This is a genomic window from Streptomyces sp. NPDC029164 (assembly GCF_055563995.1).
This window is the reverse complement of sequence record NZ_JBVHWW010000001.1, coordinates 480,117-497,761: the sequence shown is the minus strand read 5'-3', so window position 1 is coordinate 497,761 and position 17,645 is coordinate 480,117. Positions and strand designations below refer to the sequence as shown.

At 73.3% G+C, this 17,645-nt stretch carries 15 protein-coding genes; 4 read left to right on the top strand and 11 right to left on the bottom strand.

The features are described 5' to 3' along the window. Positions 1-47: 47 nt before the first annotated feature. A complete protein-coding gene (kstD, locus tag ACZ4VT_RS02210) occupies positions 48-1,838 on the top strand; it encodes a 3-oxosteroid 1-dehydrogenase (protein ID WP_467945809.1) in 1,791 nt (596 codons plus the stop codon). Positions 1,839-1,872: 34 nt separating this feature from the next. On the opposite strand, the gene ACZ4VT_RS02205 is transcribed toward kstD, so the two are convergent. Together ACZ4VT_RS02205 and ACZ4VT_RS02200 are read right to left on the bottom strand one after the other, a co-directional pair. Then, complete coding sequence (locus ACZ4VT_RS02205; protein ID WP_030714404.1) at positions 1,873-2,373, bottom strand: hypothetical protein; 501 nt, start codon at positions 2,371-2,373, stop codon at positions 1,873-1,875. 87 nt (positions 2,374-2,460) lie between these two features. Further along, positions 2,461-3,243, bottom strand: coding sequence for a maleylpyruvate isomerase family mycothiol-dependent enzyme (locus ACZ4VT_RS02200; protein ID WP_467945807.1), 783 nt, complete (start codon positions 3,241-3,243; stop codon positions 2,461-2,463). Positions 3,244-3,428: 185 nt separating this feature from the next. On the opposite strand from ACZ4VT_RS02200, the gene ACZ4VT_RS02195 reads away from it, so the two are divergent. After that, a complete protein-coding gene (locus ACZ4VT_RS02195) occupies positions 3,429-5,069 on the top strand; it encodes a PKD domain-containing protein (RefSeq protein ID WP_467945806.1) in 1,641 nt (546 codons plus the stop codon). A 16-nt stretch (positions 5,070-5,085) separates the two neighbouring features. Here ACZ4VT_RS02195 and ACZ4VT_RS02190 read toward each other — a convergent pair whose 3' ends face one another. From ACZ4VT_RS02190 to ACZ4VT_RS02155, 8 genes are all read right to left on the bottom strand, one after another. Beyond that, complete coding sequence (locus tag ACZ4VT_RS02190; protein WP_467945804.1) at positions 5,086-7,956, bottom strand: ATP-binding protein; 2,871 nt, start codon at positions 7,954-7,956, stop codon at positions 5,086-5,088. 90 nt (positions 7,957-8,046) lie between these two features. Beyond that, positions 8,047-8,490, bottom strand: coding sequence for an ACT domain-containing protein (locus ACZ4VT_RS02185; protein ID WP_467945802.1), 444 nt, complete (start codon positions 8,488-8,490; stop codon positions 8,047-8,049). 69 nt (positions 8,491-8,559) lie between these two features. After that, complete coding sequence (locus tag ACZ4VT_RS02180; protein ID WP_467945801.1) at positions 8,560-9,030, bottom strand: hypothetical protein; 471 nt, start codon at positions 9,028-9,030, stop codon at positions 8,560-8,562. A 310-nt stretch (positions 9,031-9,340) separates the two neighbouring features. Further along, positions 9,341-9,580, bottom strand: coding sequence for a DUF397 domain-containing protein (locus ACZ4VT_RS02175; protein ID WP_030714395.1), 240 nt, complete (start codon positions 9,578-9,580; stop codon positions 9,341-9,343). Positions 9,581-9,709: 129 nt separating this feature from the next. After that, the gene (locus tag ACZ4VT_RS02170) at positions 9,710-10,885 is read right to left on the bottom strand and encodes a thiolase domain-containing protein (RefSeq protein WP_467945799.1); all 1,176 of its coding nucleotides are present in this window, start codon (positions 10,883-10,885) and stop codon (positions 9,710-9,712) included. Then, positions 10,882-11,940, bottom strand: a complete 1,059-nt coding sequence (locus tag ACZ4VT_RS02165; RefSeq protein ID WP_467945797.1) for a thiolase domain-containing protein — start codon at positions 11,938-11,940, stop codon at positions 10,882-10,884. The genes ACZ4VT_RS02170 and ACZ4VT_RS02165 overlap by 4 nt, the downstream gene beginning before the upstream one ends. Next, a complete protein-coding gene (locus ACZ4VT_RS02160) occupies positions 11,940-12,899 on the bottom strand; it encodes a Zn-ribbon domain-containing OB-fold protein (RefSeq protein ID WP_467945795.1) in 960 nt (319 codons plus the stop codon). The genes ACZ4VT_RS02165 and ACZ4VT_RS02160 overlap by 1 nt, the downstream gene beginning before the upstream one ends. Before the next feature lie 207 nt (positions 12,900-13,106). Continuing rightward, on the bottom strand, positions 13,107-13,907 hold the full coding sequence (locus tag ACZ4VT_RS02155) for a crotonase/enoyl-CoA hydratase family protein (protein ID WP_467945793.1): 801 nt from the start codon (positions 13,905-13,907) through the stop codon (positions 13,107-13,109). A gap of 187 nt (positions 13,908-14,094) precedes the next feature. On the opposite strand from ACZ4VT_RS02155, the gene ACZ4VT_RS02150 reads away from it, so the two are divergent. Continuing rightward, a complete protein-coding gene (locus ACZ4VT_RS02150) occupies positions 14,095-15,732 on the top strand; it encodes an acyl-CoA synthetase (protein WP_467945791.1) in 1,638 nt (545 codons plus the stop codon). Between the two features lie 96 nt (positions 15,733-15,828). After that, positions 15,829-16,566 (top strand): SAM-dependent methyltransferase, encoded by a 738-nt coding sequence (locus ACZ4VT_RS02145; RefSeq protein ID WP_467945790.1) that lies wholly within the window; start codon positions 15,829-15,831, stop codon positions 16,564-16,566. 142 nt (positions 16,567-16,708) lie between these two features. Here ACZ4VT_RS02145 and ACZ4VT_RS02140 read toward each other — a convergent pair whose 3' ends face one another. Continuing rightward, on the bottom strand, positions 16,709-17,560 hold the full coding sequence (locus ACZ4VT_RS02140; protein ID WP_467945788.1) for an alpha/beta fold hydrolase: 852 nt from the start codon (positions 17,558-17,560) through the stop codon (positions 16,709-16,711). Between the last annotated feature and the right edge of the window lie 85 nt (positions 17,561-17,645).

Sequence of the window (17,645 nt, the reverse complement as noted above, 5' to 3'; positions counted from 1 at the left end):
GTGCTGGAGCCGAATCCCCGTCCTCCCCACACCGCTGGAGCCTGCCCATGTCCGCAAGCGCTTCACGCACCTCCCCCGAGACCCTCCCGTCGAGACGTACGGTCCTCGCCGGTACGGGGGCCGGGGTGCTCGCCGCCACCGTCCTGCCGTCCGCCGCGGCGCGGGCCGCCGCCCAGGACGGCCCCTCGCTGGGCGAGTTCGACGTCGTCGTGGTCGGGTCGGGGGCCGCCGGGATGACCGCCGCGCTCACCGCCGCCAAGCGGGGGCTGAGCGTGCTGGTCGTCGAGAAGGCCCCCACCTTCGGCGGTTCGGCCGCCCGTTCGGGGGCCGGCATCTGGCTGCCGAACAACTCGGTGATCCTGGGCGCCGGGGTGCCGGACACCCCGCAGAAGGCGGCGGAGTACCTCGCGGCCGTGGTCGGGCCGGAGGTGCCGGCCGACCGCCAGGCGGCCTTCCTCTCCAACGGTCCGCGGATGCTGGACTTCGTGATGGCCAACAGCCCGCTCACGTTCCGGTTCATGGAGGGGTACAGCGACTACTACCCCCATCTGCCGGGCGGCCTGCCGAACGGCCGGTCCATCGAGCCGGACCAGCTCGACGGCAACGTCCTCGGCGCCGAACTGGCCCGTCTGAACCCGGCGTACCTGCCCGTCCCCGCCGCGATGGTGGTCTTCAGCCAGGACTACAAGTGGCTGAACCTGGCGGCGGTGAGCGCCAAGGGGCTCGCGGTGTCCACCGAGTGCCTGGCGCGCGGCACGAAGGCGGCGCTGCGCGGGGAGAAGCCGCTGACGATGGGCCAGTCCCTGGCGGCCGGGCTGCGCGCGGGGCTCCAGCGGGCGGGGGTCCCGGTGTGGCTGAACAGCCCGCTGGTCGACCTGGTCCAGGAGGGCGGCGCGGTCACCGGCGTGGTGGTGGAGAAGGAGGGCGTACGGGGGACCGTACGGGCCCGGCGCGGGGTGATCGTCGGCTCGGGCGGCTTCGAGCACAACGCGGCAATGCGGGCGCAGTACCAGCAGCAGCCGATCGGCACCCAGTGGTCGGTGGGCGCGAAGGAGAACACCGGCGACGGGATCCGGGCGGGGCAGCGGGCCGGGGCGGCGCTGGCCCTGATGGAGGACGCGTGGTGGGGGCCGTCGATCCCGCTGCCGGGGGAGCCGTACTTCTGCCTCGCCGAACGGACTCTGCCGGGCGGGCTGATCGTGAACGCCAACGGGGCGCGGTTCGTCAATGAGGCGGCGCCGTACAGCGATGTGGTGCACGTGATGTACGAGAAGGACCGGGGCGCCACCGGTTCGCACATACCGGCGTGGCTGATCGTGGATCAGAACTACCGCAACAAGTACCTGTTCAAGGACATCCTGCCGACCCTCGCCTTCCCCGACGCCTGGTACCAGACGGGCGCGGCGAAGAAGGCGTGGACGTGGGACGCGCTGGCCGGCCAGATCGGGGTTCCGGCGGGCGCGCTGCGGGCGACGCTGAGCCGGTTCAACGCGCAGGCGTGGAGCGGTACCGACGCCGACTTCCACCGGGGCGACACGGCGTACGACCACTACTACACGGACCCGAACGTGCACCCGAACTCGTGCCTCGCGCCGATCTGGGCCCCGCCGTTCTACGCGTTCAAGATCGTGCCGGGGGACCTCGGGACGAAGGGCGGCATCGTGACGGACGCGCGGGCCCGGGCGCTGCGGCCGGACGGCTCGGTGATCCGGGGCCTGTACGCGGCGGGCAACGCGAGCGCGGCGGTGATGGGCCACAGCTACGCGGGGGCCGGGTCGACGATCGGGCCCGCGATGACGTTCGGCTACGTGGCGGCGAACGACATCGCGGACGCGTGACGTCCCGGCGGAGCGCTCAGCGCGCGGAGAAGGCCTAGCCCTGCTGGAAGAGCTCGGCGGGGAGCGGCTTCAGGAGGGCGTAGAGGTCATCGGTGATCGGGCGGTCCCAGCTGGCGATGGTCACCAGCACGTTGTCGCTGCGGTCGAACTGGACGCAGGAGATGCGGGACTCCGACAGCTTGATCTTCCGGACGATGAGGAGGTTGTCGCCCTGCATGACGGGGCAGTCCTCGACGCCGGTGACCTCGACGTCCTCGTCGTTCTCCAGGGCGTCGAGGAGCTGGGCCACCTCGAAGGGGACCTCGCCGTCGGAGAGCTCCCGGGCCGGGGAACCCTCGGGGAGGTTTCCGATGATCATCGCGGGGCCGCGTCCGCCGAACAGGTCGTAGCGGAGGAAGACACCCTGGCAGCTGCCGTCGGGCGCGGGCAGCAGCCCGGCCCCGAGATTGCCCGGCCAGTCCCCCGGGTCCATGGCCAGGACGTCGAAGTCCGGGCCGGCGGGTGTGGCGGCGCGGTGGCGGCGGAGGAAGGACATGCCGCCATGGTACGTGGCCGCACGGGTTTTCCGGCCCGGGGGCCCTGATCCCGGCGCCGTCCGGGCCGGGTGCGCCGGACCGGCCGGTCAGACCGGCGGAACCAGGGTGAACCAGCGCGGGAGCAGGGCGGCGTCACCACCCGTGACCCGCAGGGCGGTGGCGGGCAGCCGTCCCCAGAGGAAGAGGGCGAGGTCCGAGGCGGTCCCGGCGGCCTCGACGTCCGCCGGTGCGGTGGGGCCGGGCTCCGGGGCGGGGCCGCACTCCGGCAGGACCGCGTCCCCCTCGAAGACGACCGTCCAGTTTTCCGGTCCGTCGGTACTCCGGAAGCGGTACCGCTCCCCCGTTCCGGCGGGGGCCGCCTTCCACGAACGGCGCGCCGGGGCCATCACCTCGATGGTCTGGGTGACGGCGTCCGCCGCGACGGCCCGGTCGAGCGGGCCCGGGGTCCCCGTCGCGGACTGCGCGTCCCAGCGGTGGACGGCCAGCTCGATGAGCTGCATCCGCAGCCAGAAGCCCGAGGTCTGCTCGGCCGACCAGGTCCAGACCGGGGTGTCCGGCCCCAGCTCCCGGAGCAGCTCCGCCAGCTCCCGGGCGCCGTGAGCGAACCACTCCGTCAGCTCGTCCGGCGCGGCCGGGACCTGCGGGAGGTCGAGGCCGCCGGGGTCCGGCGGGGCCGCGAGCCGTTCCCGTAGGACGTGGGCCAGGTAGCGGTGCACGCCCCCCAGGTGGGCGACGAGGTCGGAGACCGTCCAGCCCGGGCACGAGGGGACCGTCGGCACCGGCTCGCCGGGGTCGAGGGCACGGCGGACGGCCTTCTCGAAGGCCATTGCCTCGCTCTGGAAGCGGGAGATGCGTTCACTGTGATCCATACGGTTGACCCTGCCCGCCGGACGGCGGAATCTCCCGCTTCGCGCTCCGGGGAAACATCTTCGGCGCGACACGCCGACCAGCCGGTACGAGCCAAGGCAACGGAAATCGGACGGCCCTGTAACCTGATCATGACCATCTGAACAAGTTCAACAACACTGGGGGGCCGGTGTACCGTCACCGCGTCATGATCTCCGCCGCCGTCGTCGCGGCAGCCGTCGGACTCGTCGTACCGAGCGCGGCCCACGCGGCCGGGCCGGCCGCGAACCACACGCAGGACGCGGGCAAGAAGCTCGCGGCAGCCGTGGAGGAGGCGACGAAGACCGCCACCTTCAGCAGCCCGCCCGAGCGGTCCGTCCGCACGACCCCGGCCACCGCGTCGGCCGCCAAGGGCGCTCCGGCCGCGGCCGCGGACCACTATGTCGGCCTGGTCACCACCGGCTCGGGTGCGCGCACCATGAAGCTCTCCACCTGGGTCGCGAGCGAGAAGCTCGACGTGTTCACGGTGACCGTCGACTGGGGCGACGGTCAGACGGCGACTCCCGGGTTCTCCGTCACGGACGAGTTCCTGCGCTTCCAGCACACGTACGCCAAGGTCGGCACCCACAAGATCACGGTGACGGCGACCGATTCGCTGACCAAGACGACCGTCACCAACAGCGTGGACATCGTCGTGGCCGGCTCCGACTTCACCCCGCACGCGCCCACCCGGCTGCTGGACACCCGCAACGGCACCGGGACCTCGTCGTCCCAGCCCGTCGCCCCGTACGGAACGACCCGGGTGAAGGTCGGCGGCAACAGCGGCATCCCCGAGGGGGTGACCGCCGTGGCCCTCAACATCACCGCGACCGGCGCCGCCGCCGACGGGCACATCGCCGCGTACGCGTCCGGCACCGAGCAGCCGACCACGTCGAACGTCAACTTCACCGCGGGCCGGTCCGTTCCGAACCTGGCGATCGTGCCGGTCGGCGCGGACGGCTACGTCGAACTGGTCAACCGCAGCCCCGGCCCGGTGAACCTGATCGCGGACGTCACGGGCTACTTCGCCCGCGCCGCCTCCAGCGGCTACACCCCCATGGACCCGTTCCGTCTCGTCGACACCCGGGACGGCAAGGGCGCCGCGAAGGGCCAGGTCGCCGGGCAGGGCTCCTTCGGTGTCCAGGTCGCGGGCCAGGGCGAGCTGCCGGCCGCGGGCATCACGGCCGTCGCCCTCAACGTCACGATCACCGCCCCCAAGGACTCCGGCCACCTGACCGTCTTCCCGAGCGGGCAGCAGGCTCCGATCACGTCGAACGTGAACTTCACCGCCGGCCAGACGGTCGCCAACTCGGTGATCGTGCCGGTGGGCCCGGACGGCAGGATCAACATACGCAACGGCTCCTGGAGCCCGACCGACGTGATCGTGGACGTGACCGGCTACTACAGCGCCGACGGCAAGGCCGCCTACCTGCCGCTCGCGCCGGAGCGCCTGCACGACTCGCGGAGGTTCTTCTGGCCGGTCGACGGCCAGGACTACCGGTACCAGACGCTCTTCGAGCCCGACGTCACGCTCGCGGGCGCGGTGATGAACGCCACCGTCACCAACACCGAGGGAAGCGGCCACCTCACGGTCGCCCCGGACCCGAACACCCGGGAGCAGTACGGCCGGAGCAAGGCCGTCAAGCCGACCCCACCGAACTCCTCCAACCTGAACTGGACGAAGGGCGAGACCGTCTCGAACCTGGTCCAGGCGAGCACCGGCAAGAACGACATCGTCGACTTCTGGAACCGGGGCTGGGAGCGCACCGACCTGATCATCGACCTGTTCGGCGTGTACGCCAAGAACTGACGCGCGTCCCGGAGGCCTACGGCGCGTAGGCCTTCAGGGCGGCCGGCAGTCCTGGGAGGTCGGTGCCGAGCTTGCGGCAGGCCGCGGACAGGGCCCATCGCGGGCCCTGTCCGGTGCGGCCGGAGCCGTCCGGGCCGGACGCGCCCGCCGCCCACCGCGCCGCCCGCAGCTCCTCCTCCTTGAGTCCTTCCGGCCCGGGGCCGTCCTCCCCCGCCTTCGCGTCCGGCCCGCACGGCACGGTGGCGCCCAGCCCGAGCAGGACGTCGGTCGCCCGGGCCACCAGCCCGTCGGCCCCGCATTCCCGGGCCGTCACCACCGCCCGCGCCAGCAGGTCCGCGTCCCGCAGCTCACTGCCCAGCGCCGCCAGGGCGCGGGCCAGTTCATAGCCCGCCGGTGACTGCGCGAGCAGGGCGACCGCCTCCCCCAGCAGCCCGGCCCGGTCCTCCGGCGCCGCGACCTCGGCCGCCACGCGCAGGGCCTGGCCTATGCCCGAAGGGGCTCCGAAGGCGCGGGCCCGCCGGACGGCGTCGCCCGCCAGGGCGCGCGCCCGGTCCGGATCGTCCGCGGCGACGGCGCGGGCCAGGTGCAGCTGCCACGGGCACCACGCCGGGTTCTGGATGCCGCGCGGGGTCAGCCGCCGGTCGGCCTCCTCCAGCTCGGCGACGGCCGCCCGTACCTGGCCCCGGGCGAGCAGCAGTTCGGCGTAGACGGTCTGGGAGTCGGGGAAGACCACGGCCGCCGGGAAGGGCCTGCCGTACTCGTGCTCCCGTGCCAGCTCCCAGGCCTCGTCGAGCCGGCCCCGCGCGAGCAGCGTGGTGAGGAGGATGGCTATGGCGTACCAGTGCACGGGGGTGCGCCGGCCCACGCGTTCGGCCAGCCGCAGGCCGGCCCGTGCGAGCTCCTCGGCCTCGGCGAGGCGCCCGCGCCGGTAGCGGATGTAGGCGCGCAGGCTGTACGCGAAGGACAGGTGCGCCCCGCGCCAGCCCTGCCGCTCGAACTCGGCGGTGCCCGCCTCGAACAGCTCCTCGGCCCGTCCCGGCCGGTCGGCGTACATGTGGGCCATCGCGACCAGGACCGGGACCTCGAAGCCGCGGTCCTCGTGGGCCCAGCTGAAGGGCCGCTCCAGCACCCGTCCGGCGTGGTGCAGCACCACGTCCACCGGCTCTCCCCGCAGGCAGGCGTCCCAGGCCCGCAGCGCGATGACGTACCGCTCGGTGAGGTCGCGGCCGGCCAGCCGGTCGGCGAGCCGGGCGAGGCGCCGCGAGCGGGCCGGGGAGTCCGTCTCGGCGGCGTTGAACGCGTCCCACATGAACTGCTCCGACTGCAGGCGCAGCCGGGCGCGGACGTCCTGGGTGTTCGGGATCTCCCGCGCGAGGGATGCGGAGGCCTCGGCGAGGCGGTCGCTGTGCGCGAGCACCTGGGCCAGCCGGATGACGATGCCCTGGCGCAGCGCCGGGTCGTCGAAGGGCTCGGCGAGGGCGGCCCGCAGATGGTTGACGGTGTTGGCGGGCTCGGTGAGCAGGGAGGCGCAGCCGAGTTCGTACAGCACGGCCGCGCGTTCGTCGAAGTCCGGGGGCTCGCGCAACGCACGGGCGAGCTGGCGGCGGGCGGCCTCGGGCGCGCCGGCGCGGATGTTCTCGCCGGCTGCCTCGCGCAGGACGCGCACCACCCAGGGGTCGTTCTCGGGGTGGGTCTCCAGCAGGTGGCGGGCGGCGGCGGAGGCGCCGAGTCCGGCGTCGACGACGGCCACGGCGGCCTTGCCGTGCAGGGCGACGCGGAGCGCGTCGGGGATGGCGCGGTAGATGCCGGTGGCGATGAGCGGGTGGACGAACTCCAGTCCCGCGTCGGGCTCTTCCGCGGCGGCGGACAGGATGCGCGCGTCGCGCAGCCGCCCGGTGGCGTCCACGGCCTCCTCGGCGCCGAGGGCGGCGACCCGGGCGGCGAGGTCCTGCGGGATCGCGGTGCCGAGTACGGCGCAGGCCCAGGCGAAGCGGACGGTGGAGGGGCCGAGGCGTTCGAGGCGGGCGGCGAGGCCACTGCCGCGCAGGGCGGCGACGAGGTCGCTCAGCAGCGGGGCGTTCGCCTCGACCGGGGGCAGGCCCTTGTCGCGGACCTTGGCGGCGAGTTCGACGGCCTCGAAGGGGTTGCCGGTGGTGACGGCCCAGGCCTCCTGGCAGAAGGCGTCGTCGGCGTGGTCGCCGAGCCATTCGCGGACGAGGGCGGCGACGGCGGCCGGGGTGAGCGGCGCGAGGGGCAGCGGGCGCTGACCCGCCCGGCCGGGCAGCGTACGGAAGGCCTCGGCGTCCGCGGGCAGTTCGTCGGGCCGGTAGGCGACGACGAGGAGGAGCGGGAGGTGTTCGGCGCGCGGGGCGAAGGCGGCGAGCCAGCCGAGGGACTCGGGGTCGGCCCAGTGGGCGTCGTCGAGGACGAGGGCGACGGGGGCGCGCTTGACGACGAGGTGGGTGAGGACCCAGTCGAGTCCGTCGCACAGGCCCTGGGGGTCGGGCGGGGCGCCCTGTTCGGGGGCGCACAGCCCGAGGGCCGGTCCGACGATGGAGTACCAACTCCCGAGGGCCGCGCGCAGTTCCTGCTCGGAGGTGCCGGCCAGCTGGGGCTGGATCAGCTGGCGGGCGACGTGGAAGGGCTGGGTCTGCTCCTGCTCCCCGCCGCGAGCGGCGAGGACGGTGCAGGAGCGTGCGTGGGCGCGGCGGCACAGTTCGGCGAGCAGGGTGGTCTTGCCGAGTCCGGCCGGGCCGGAGAAGGCGAGCAGCGCGCCGCCGGCGTCCGGCCCGGGACCGGTGAGCTGGTCCAGGGCCTCGTCGACGGTGGCGAGTTCGGCCTCGCGTTCGACCATCGTGCGCCGCATACGGGGGCGGCGGTCCGTCATGGCTGGTACCCCCCAGGCCTGTTCGGGAGATCAGCGTACGCCCGCGCACAGGGCGAGGTGCCCCACAGTCAGGAAAGAATCCGATCTTCTTTACAAGCGACCTTCCGGGGGGTATCCCGGGGCGTGTCGGTCCCGTGCCGAACGCGCCGCGAGCTCTTCCAGGACGGTCACCGCCTCGCCGGCCCGGTCCGCGGCCACGAAGAGGTGGTCGTGGTGGTAGCCGGCGATGACGTTGCAGCTCAGGCCGTGTGCGCCGAGTTCGGCGGCGAAGGCCGCGGTGAGGCCGACGGCGTCGAGGGCGGAGTGGATCCGCAGGGTGATCCAGCCCGCGGTGTAGTCGTAGGCGAGACCGGCGGCGTCGGCGTCCTCCTGGCGCAGGACCAGGGTGAGCCCCTCCCGCTCCAGAACGGTGGCGACGGGCGCGGTGCCGGCGGGCACCGCGCCTCCGGGCACGGTGCAGAACACGTACCGCCCCTCGTTCAACTCGGGTCGCATACCGCTCAGGAGCTTGCGCAGATCGTTCTCTCCGCTCATGCCCCCACCCTACCCATCATCCCGATATGCCCGATTGGGCACCGCCGGCCGGGCGTCCCGGCCGCCGGCTCAGGTGTCCTCGTAGAGCCGCCGGTGCCACCAGGCGCGCGGGCGGCCCCGCCAGTCGGCCCACCGGTCGGCGGGCGGGTCGGGGTCGGGAAGCGTGCGACGGAGGAACCGCGCGTCCAGGTACCGCAGTACGCGGCCCAGCGCGATCCGGGCGACGGGCGGCAGGGCCCGCTGGAGTTCGGCCAGTTCGTCGCGGACGACGGCGATGTCGTCGCGTGCGCAGCCGGGGCAGGCCGGGCACGGGGAGGGGCACAGGAGCAGAGTGCCGCCGGGGCGGCGCAGGAAGCTCCGGTACCCGCTCAGCAGCTCCGCGATCTCGGCGGCGCGGCCGGGCCGACCCCAGTGGGCGGCGGCAGCGGCATCGGGCGGCAGCCGGTCCACGGGCGGGAGGGGCCGCGTCCAGGAGGGCGGCCGCCGGCCCTCGTACGTTCCTCGTTCGGCGCGCAGCGCGCCGGGCCGTCTACGCGGCATCGCCCTTTCGGCGGATGATCGTCATGGGCCCATCCTGCCGGGGCGCTCCGCGGGTGGCAAGGGGATCCGGGCCGCCGGCGCGGCGATGCGGGCGGCCACCGGGGCGGCGGCTCCGCGCCCGGTGGTGCCGCGCGTACGAGATCGGCCCAGGTCGTCTCTTTCGGATCTGGCCGGTTGAGCCCGCGTCGTCTGGCGCCGTGCATCGCAAGGCGGAGGGGCGCCCGAGTACTGGACGTACTTGGGCGCCCCGACAACGCGGCGAGGTGCGGCGCCAGGCGGCGCGGGTCAGGCCAGATCCGAAAGAGACGGCCTAGGTCAGGTCGAACTCCCCGCCCCGGGCGTTCAGCACGAACTTGTGCCACTCGTCCGGCGTGAAGATCAGCGAAGGGCTCTCCGGCCGCTCGCTGTTGCGCATCGCGATGAAGCCCTCCACGAAGGCGATCTGGACGTCACCCGCTCCCCGGCTGCTCGACTGCCAGTCCGCCTCGGTGAGATCGAGGTCCGGCTTGCCCCAGCCGGCGAGGGGTTGCGAAATCATGCTCTCGGCCACGTGTGCTCCTCCCGGTACGTCGTCCGGGGGCAAGGTTAACCACCGCAGCGCGTGGCGCACAGGCCACGGTGGGTCACCGTGGCCTGTCCCGTACCCCGGCCCGCCGCTCCGGCGCCGGCCGGGTCGCCGTCAGGACGTGGGTTCCTCGGCCCCCACCAGCCACATCGCGAAGAACTGGGCGCCCCCGCCGTACGCGTGGCCCATCGCCCGCCGGGCTCCCGGAACCTGGTGTTCCCCGGCCTGGCCGCGGACTTGGAGGGCCGCTTCCGCGAAGCGGATCATGCCGGAGGCGCCGATCGGGTTGGTGGACAGGACCCCGCCGGACGGGTTGACCGGAAGGTCCCCGTCGAGTTCCGTCACGCCCGCCTCGGTGAGCTTCCAGCCCTCGCCCTCCTCCGCGAATCCGAGGTTCTCCAGCCACATCGGCTCGTACCAGGAGAACGGCACGTACATCTCCACCGCGTCGACCTCCCGGCGCGGATCGGTGATCCCGGCCTGCCGGTAGACGTCGGCCGCGCAGTCCTTGCCGGCCTGCGGCGAGACGAAGTCCTTGCCCGCGAAGAGGGTGGGCTCGCTGCGCATCGCGCCGCCGTGCACCCAGGCGGCCGGCCTCGGCGAACGGGCCGCGCCCGCCCGGTCGGTGAGGATCATCGCGCAGGCGCCGTCCGAGGAGGGGCAGGTCTCGGAGTACCGGATCGGGTCCCACAGCATCGGCGAGGCCTGGACCTTCTCCAGGGTGATGTCGTGCTCGTGCAGGTGCGCGTACGGGTTCTTCAGCGCGTTGCGCCGGTCCTTGTAGGCGACGAGCGAGCCCACCGTGTCGGGCGCGCCCGTGCGCCGCATGTACGCGCGCACGTGCGGGGCGAAGAACCCGCCCGCGCCCGCCAGCAGCGGCTGCTGGAAGGGGACGGGGAGGGAGAGCCCCCACATGGCGTTCGACTCGGACTGCTTCTCGAAGGCGAGGGTGAGCACGGTCCGGTGGACGCGCGCCGCGACGAGGTTGGAGGCGACCAGGGCGGTGGAGCCGCCGACCGAACCGGCCGTGTGCACGCGCAGCATGGGCTTGCCGACCGCGCCGAGGGCGTCCGCCAGGTACAGCTCCGGCATCATCACCCCCTCGAAGAAGTCGGGGGCCTTGCCGATGACGACCGCGTCGATCTCCGCCCAGGTCAGCTCGGCGTCGGCGAGGGCGCGCGCCGCGGCCTCGCGGACCAGTCCGGCGATGGAGACGTCGTGGCGGGCGGCCACGTGCTTGGTCTGGCCGATCCCGACGACGGCCACCGGCTCCTTGCCCGTGGTGCTCATGCTCGGTCCCCTTCCAGGACGGCGACCAGGTTCTGCTGGAGGCAGGGGCCGGAGGTGGCGTGGGCGACGGCCCGGTCGGACTCGCCGCGGTGGATGCGGGCGGCCGCCTCGCCGATGCGGATCAGGCCGGCGGCCATGACCGGGTTGGCGGCGAGCGCGCCGCCGGAGGGATTGACGCTCACGCCGTCCCCGAGCCCGAGCGCCTTGCGGAGCACGACCTCCTGGGAGGAGAACGGGGCGTGCAGTTCCGCCGTGTCCACGGGCGCCTCGAAGACGCCCGCGTGTTCGGCGGCGATCCGGGTGGACGGGGAGTCGGTGAGGTCGCGCAGGCCCAGGCTGTGGGCCTCGATGCGGTGGTCGATGCCGGTGATCCAGGCCGGGCGTGCGCACAGCTGCCGGGCGAGGTCGCCGGCCGCGAGGATCACGGCGGCCACGCCGTCGCCGATGGGCGGGCAGTCCCCGGTGCGCAGCGGCCGGACCTGGTAGTCGCCCTGGGGCACCGAACCGCTCAGCTGGGCGTGCGGGTTGGTCTCGGCGGCGGCCCGGCTGCGCGCTCCGATCGCGGCCAGGGCGGGCTCGTCGGTCTCGCCCGCGTCGATGAGGGCCTGGGCCTGGAGGGCGGCGAGGGCCACCGAGTCGGGCCAGAGCGGAGCGACGTAGTACGGGTCCAGCTGGCGGGTCAGTACATCGCGCACCGACCCCGGCGAGGACTTTCCGTACGAGTAGACGAGCGCGGTGTCGGCCTCGCCGGTCTGGATCTTGACCCAGGCCTCGTAGAGGGCCCAGGCGCCGTCCATCTCCACGTGCGACTCGGAGATCGGCGGCCAGGCGCCGACCCCGTCGAGGGTCATGGTGAAGGAGAAGGCCCGGCCGGCCAGGTAGTCGCTGGAGCCGGAGCAGGTGAAACCGATCTCCCCGGCCTTCAGGCCGGTCGCGGCCAGCACCTGGTGCAGGACCGGCATGACCATCTCGACTTCGCTGAGTTCGTCGCTGCGGCGCAGGTGGTCGCTCTGCGCGAAGGCCACCACCGCGACCTCACGGGCGTATCGGGTCATCAGATGAGCTCCTTGTACGCGTCGTAGTCCGCGTCCGGCTCGCCGGTGGGGCGGTAGTGGTCGGGGTAGCGGCCGCCCTCGGTCCACACGGGCTCGACCCGCAGGCCCATGCGCACCTGGTCGTACGGGATGCCGCCGATCCGGCCGTGGAGGGCGAGGCCGGCGCCGTCGAGGGCGATGTGGGCGTAGACGTACGGGACCTCGATGTCGAGGTTCCTGGCCTTGATGTTGACGATGCAGTACGTGGTGACCGTGCCCGCCGGGCCGACCTCCACCTGGTCGGTGGTGGCCACCCCGCAGGTGGGGCAGGCGCCGCGCGGAGGGACGTACACCTTGTGGCAGGAGGGGCAGCGCTCGCCGACGGTCTTCTGCTCGGAGAGGGCGGTGATGTACGCGGTCTGGGCGCGGCCGGGGCTGTAGACGTAGTCCAGGCGGGCCTGCGCGACGATGCCGGTGACGGCGTCGGCGAACTCCCCGTGGTGGGGCGCGGCCCGGCCGCCGGCCGGGCCCTCGTACGGTTCGAAGCAGGCGATGTCGGTGATGGCCCCGGTGCGCTCGGCGGCCCAGCGGACGCGTACCCGCATGCCGGTGCGCACGGCCTCGGGGCCGGGCGCGTCGAGGGCGTGCAGGAGGGCGGTGTCCGCGCCGTCGAGCTTGACCAGCACCCAGGCGAAGGGGGTGGCCAGGGGCTGGTTGGGGCGGGGCAGGCCGTTCCAGGCCCAGGTGGTGACGGTGCCGGTGGCGGCGACCTCGACGAGCTCGCGGATCTCCTCGGCGGTGACGGGGTCGTACTCGACGGGCGGGACCATCACCTTCCCGTCCGAGGTCCTCACCCCGAGGACGACGCCTTCGCGCAGCCCGGTGAGGAAGGCACTCTGAACGGGCCCGAGGGACCGGGTGAAGGGAAACTCGACGACGAGAGGCGCGCGGAGCACCTCCGGTGGGGAAGCGGCTGTCATGGTGGCTCTCCGATGCGATCGATTCCGGTACGGACGGTGGTCGGGGCCCCATCCAGCCCCGCCGGCACATCCCAGCCCCGCCGCCCAATCCAGCCTCGCCGGCGTTTGAGGCGCGGGGTCTGGGGCGGAGCCCCGGGTCTTTGAGCCCCGCCGGCGTTTGAGGCGCGGGGGATCGGGGGCAGCGCCCCCGGCACGGCGGCGCGGCGGCTACTCCCGCCGGTACACCGCGGGCCGCTTCTCCGCAAAGGCCCGCGCCCCCTCCTTCGCATCCGCCGTCTCGAAGACCGGCCATCCCCGCAGCAACTCCGAGGCCAGCCCCTCCGTCTCCGTCAGCTCGGCGGTCTCGTAGACCGACGCCTTCACCGCCTCCACCGCCAGCGGCCCGCACGCGTTGATCCGCTCCGCGGTCTCCAGCGCGGCCGCCAGCGCCGTGCCGTCCGGCACCACCCGCCCCACGAGCCCGATCCGCGCCGCCTCCTCCGCGGAGTACGGGCGCCCGGTCAGCAGCATCTCCAGGGCGTGCGTACGCGGGATCTGGCGCGGCAGCCGCACCGTGGAGCCGCCGATCGGGAACAGCCCCCGCTTGACCTCGAAGAGCCCGAAGGTGGCCCCCTCGCCCGCCACCCGGATGTCCGTACCCTGCAGGATCTCGGTCCCGCCGGCCACGCAGTACCCCTCCACCGCCGCGATCACCGGCTTGCGCGGCCGGTGGTGACGGAGCATCGCCTTCCAGTGCAGGTCGGGATCGGCCTTGAGGCGGTCCCGGTACTGGTCGCCCGCCATCCCCTTCCCGGCCAGCGCCTTGAGGTCCATGCCTGCGCAGAAGTCGCCGCCGGCGCCGGTCAGGACGACCGAGCGGATGGTGTCGTCCGCGTCCGCCTCCAGCCAGCCGTCGTACAGTCCCACCAGCAGCGGCAGCGAGAGCGCGTTCTTCGCCTCGGGCCTGTTCATGGTGAGCACCAGCGTGGCGCCGTGCCGTTCCACGGTCAGGTGTTCTGTCCCACCCATTGCCGTCCTCCCGTCTCAAGACCTAGAACAGGTTGCAGTAGGGGCGGGTGCAGTTCAATAGTTTTCTGACACTCAGTCAGATTTCTTGGGCGGTGCCCTTCCCAGTTGCCGGCTCCGGCGCTCTAATGACCGCCGAGCAGACCAGCCACGGGGCCAGTCGTCGGGAACATCGGGGTCAGGAGGAACGGTGGAGTACAACCTTGCCGACCTGTTCGAGTCGGTCGTGGACGTGGTCCCGGACCGTGAGGCCCTCGTCTACGTGGACCACCCCGGGACCGGCGCGGAGCGCCGCCTCACGTACGCGGAGCTGGACGCGGCGGCGAACCGGATCGCGCACCACCTGCTGGACAGCGGGCTGAAGCCCGGCGAGCACCTGGGGCTGCACCTCTACAACGGGATCGAGTACCTCCAGACCGTACTGGCCTGTCTGAAGGCCCGGCTGGTCCCGGTGAACGTCAACTACCGGTACGTGGCGGAGGAACTGGTCTACCTCTACAACGACGCCGATCTCGCCGCGCTCGTCTTCGAGGGCGAGTTCACCGAGCGGGTGACGGCGGCGCTGCCGCAGACGACGCGGCTGCGGCACCTGATCCGCGTCGGCGAGGTTCCCGAGGGCGCCCCGGAGCCCTCGATCTCCCCGGTCGCGTACGCGGACGCCGAGGCGGCCGGCTCGCCCGAGCGCGGGTTCCCGCCCCGCTCCCCCGACGACCTGTTCATCATCTACACGGGCGGCACCACCGGCATGCCCAAGGGCGTCATGTGGCGGGCGGAGGACCTCTTCTTCGCCGGGCTCTTCGGCGGAGAGCCGTCGGGCGAGCCCGTGAAGCGGCCGGAGGAGCTGGCCGAACGGGTCGCGTCGAAGGGGGCCGGGCTCACCTTCTTCCCCGCTCCCCCGCTGATGCACGGCACGTCGACGCTGACCTCGTTCATCGCCTTCAACTACGGCCAGCGGGTGGTCATCCACCGCAAGTACGCGCCGGAGGAGGTGCTCCGTACGATCGAGAAGGAGAAGGTGTCGAGCGTGTCGCTGGTCGGCGACGCGATGCTCAGGCCGCTCATCGACGCCCTGAAGGGCCCCCTCCAGGGCACGGACCTGTCCTCCCTGTTCAGCGTGTCCTCGTCCGGGGCGATCATGTCGGAGACGGTGCGCGCCGAGTTCCAGCGGCTGGTGCCGAACGTGCTGCTCCTGAACAACTTCGGCTCGTCCGAGTCCGGCTCCAACGGCCGGGCGGCGGACGACTCCGGCCCGGAGAAGGGCTTCCGCCTGGTGGTCAACGACCGTACGCAGGTGGTGGACCCGGTGACGCACGAGCCTGTCGCGGTGGGCGAGCCGGGGCGGCTCGCCCAGCGCGGGCACGTACCGCTCGGCTACTACAACGACCCGGCGAAGACCGCCGAGACCTTCTTCCAGAAGGGCGCCGAGCGCTGGGTGCTGCTCGGTGACATGGCGACGGTCGACGGGCAGGGCATCGTCACGGTGCTCGGGCGCGGCTCGCAGTGCATCAACACGGGCGGCGAGAAGGTGTATCCGGAGGAGGTGGAACAGGCGCTGAAGTCGCACCCCGACGTGTACGACGCCCTGGTCGCCGGCGTCCCGGACCCGACGTGGGGCAGCCACGTGGCCGCGGTGGTCCAGGTCCGCTCCGGTTCCCCGGCGCCCACGCTGGACGAGATCCAGAGCCACTGCCGCACCCGCCTCGCGGGCTACAAGGTTCCCCGCCAACTGGTCATCACCCCCGCCATCCAACGCTCCCCGAGCGGCAAGGCGGACTACCGCTGGGCGAAGACGGTTGCGACGGAGGCCGACACGGCCCCCCAGGGGTAGGCAACGGTGGAGGGGCCGGATCGCCAGAAACCGCCCGGGCGGTCCGGCTCCCCAAAACAAGATGCGAGCGGCTCCCGGCGCTGACAACGTGTCCCGGTGAACCGTGAACAGATATCCCACATCGCCCACACCGATCACCCGATCAAGTCCCCGCTCGACGACGACTCCGTGAGCCGGCTCCTCGAACGCGGCGCCCCGCGCGGCGACGAGCGCGTGCTCGACCTCGGATGCGGCACGGCGGAATGGCTCCTGCGCGCCCTGGCCACGCGCCCCCGGCTGCACGCCGAGGGCGTCGACATCTCCGAGGACGCCCTCGCGCAGGCCCGCTCGGAAGCGGACCGCCTCGGCGTCCGGGAGCGCCTCGTCCTCCATCAGCGGGCAGCCGAGGACTTCGTCTCGCGGCAGCCGTTCGACCTCGTGGTGAGCGTCGGGGCCACGCACGCCTTCGGCGGTCTGCTCCCCACCCTCGCGGCGGCCCGCAAGCACCTGGCCCCGGGCGGCCGCGTCCTGATCGGTGAAGGGTTCTGGGACCGCACCCCTTCCCCGGAGGCCGTCGAAATGCTCGGGGAGTTCACCGACTTGGCGACCACCGTGGAGCGCATTGAGGCCGACGGGTGGACCCCGGTCACCGGGCACGTCAGCACGCGGCGCGAGCTGGACGACTACGAATGGGCCTGCTGGGGGTCGCTGGCCTCGTGGGCCCTGGACCACCCCGCCCATCCGGACAGCGCGCAGGCACGCGAAACGGCCGCGCTCCGGCGCTCCGAGTGGCTGCGGGTCTACCGGGACACCTGGGGCTTCGTCTCCCTGGTCCTGCGCCGGACCGCCGACTGACCGACCCCGGGGCCCGGGCGGGCCCGGCGGCTCGCGGCTCGCGGCCTGGCGGCTCGCGGCCCGGCGGCTCGCGGTCCGGCAGTTCGGCGGCCCGGCGTGCTCGCGGCCCGGCAGTTCGGCGGCCCGGCGTGCTCGCCCGCCGTCAGGTGCCGGAGGCGAGGAAACGCTCCACCCGGGCCGCGAACCAGGCGGCGTCGTCCAGCCACGGGAAGTGCCCGGCCCCGGGCTGGACGTCGAGCGATCCCGCGGGGAACAGCGCGGCGAGCCGGGCCGCCAGCGCCGGACGGGGGTTGCCGTCCAGCTCCCCGGCCAGCACCAGCACCTCGCCCGTGACCTGCCGCAGGCCTTCCCGGGTGGCGGGCGGGTCGAAGGCGCCGGGGCCCGCGTAGGCGTCGGCGGCCTTCTCGTTCTGCTGCCGTCCGTTCGCCGCGCAGTGCGCCCGGGCCGTCTCGTCCCAGCGCCCGTAGAACAGCGGAGCGGCCCGGTCCCAGTCCGCCTCGCCGCGGCCGTCACCCGCGAGGATGCGCTCGTAGGCCTCGATGGCCGTGTCGTACGGCTCGGTCCCCGCGCGCAGCCGGGCTCCCTCCAGCCGCTGCTCCGGGGTGACCGGGAGGTCCACCGCCCACGCGGTCGGGGTGACCAGGACGATGCGGCACAGCCGCCGCGGGTGCGCGGCCGCGTAGAGCTGGGCGAGGTTGCCGCCGGCCGAGTGCGCGAGGAGGTCCACGCGCTCCAGGCCGAGGTGCGTCCGGAGCGCCTCGACGTCGGCGACCTGGTGGTCGACGCGGTAGGTCGACTCGTCCGCCGGTATCGCGGAGTCGCCCGTACCGCGCAGGTCGAGCAGGATGAGACGGCGGCCGGCGGCCAGTCCGCCGAGGTCGCCCAGGTACTCGGAGGCCCGCATGGCGCCGCCCGGGAGGCAGATCAGCGGTTCGCCCTCGCCTCGCAGGTGATAGGCGAGTTCGGTTCCGTCGTAGGTGGTGAAGGTAGGCATGGGGCCATCACAACAGACGATCACTCGTTCGAGTCATTGATTTGGCGTGCCGGGTCCTGGCAATCTACCGAATGATCGTTCGGTT

Coding starts and splice junctions, on each gene's coding strand:
- ACZ4VT_RS02185 (WP_467945802.1), bottom strand. CDS start 8,490: ATGAGCGGAGAGAACGATCTGCGCAAGCTCCTGAGCGGTATGCGACCC.
- ACZ4VT_RS02205 (WP_030714404.1), bottom strand. CDS start 2,373: ATGTCCTTCCTCCGCCGCCACCGCGCCGCCACACCCGCCGGCCCGGAC.
- ACZ4VT_RS02140 (WP_467945788.1), bottom strand. CDS start 17,560: ATGCCTACCTTCACCACCTACGACGGAACCGAACTCGCCTATCACCTG.
- ACZ4VT_RS02155 (WP_467945793.1), bottom strand. CDS start 13,907: ATGGGTGGGACAGAACACCTGACCGTGGAACGGCACGGCGCCACGCTG.
- ACZ4VT_RS02195 (WP_467945806.1), top strand. CDS start 3,429: ATGATCTCCGCCGCCGTCGTCGCGGCAGCCGTCGGACTCGTCGTACCG.
- ACZ4VT_RS02170 (WP_467945799.1), bottom strand. CDS start 10,885: ATGAGCACCACGGGCAAGGAGCCGGTGGCCGTCGTCGGGATCGGCCAG.
- ACZ4VT_RS02160 (WP_467945795.1), bottom strand. CDS start 12,899: ATGACAGCCGCTTCCCCACCGGAGGTGCTCCGCGCGCCTCTCGTCGTC.
- ACZ4VT_RS02165 (WP_467945797.1), bottom strand. CDS start 11,940: ATGACCCGATACGCCCGTGAGGTCGCGGTGGTGGCCTTCGCGCAGAGC.
- ACZ4VT_RS02190 (WP_467945804.1), bottom strand. CDS start 7,956: ATGACGGACCGCCGCCCCCGTATGCGGCGCACGATGGTCGAACGCGAG.
- kstD (WP_467945809.1), top strand. CDS start 48: ATGTCCGCAAGCGCTTCACGCACCTCCCCCGAGACCCTCCCGTCGAGA.
- ACZ4VT_RS02180 (WP_467945801.1), bottom strand. CDS start 9,030: ATGCCGCGTAGACGGCCCGGCGCGCTGCGCGCCGAACGAGGAACGTAC.
- ACZ4VT_RS02200 (WP_467945807.1), bottom strand. CDS start 3,243: ATGGATCACAGTGAACGCATCTCCCGCTTCCAGAGCGAGGCAATGGCC.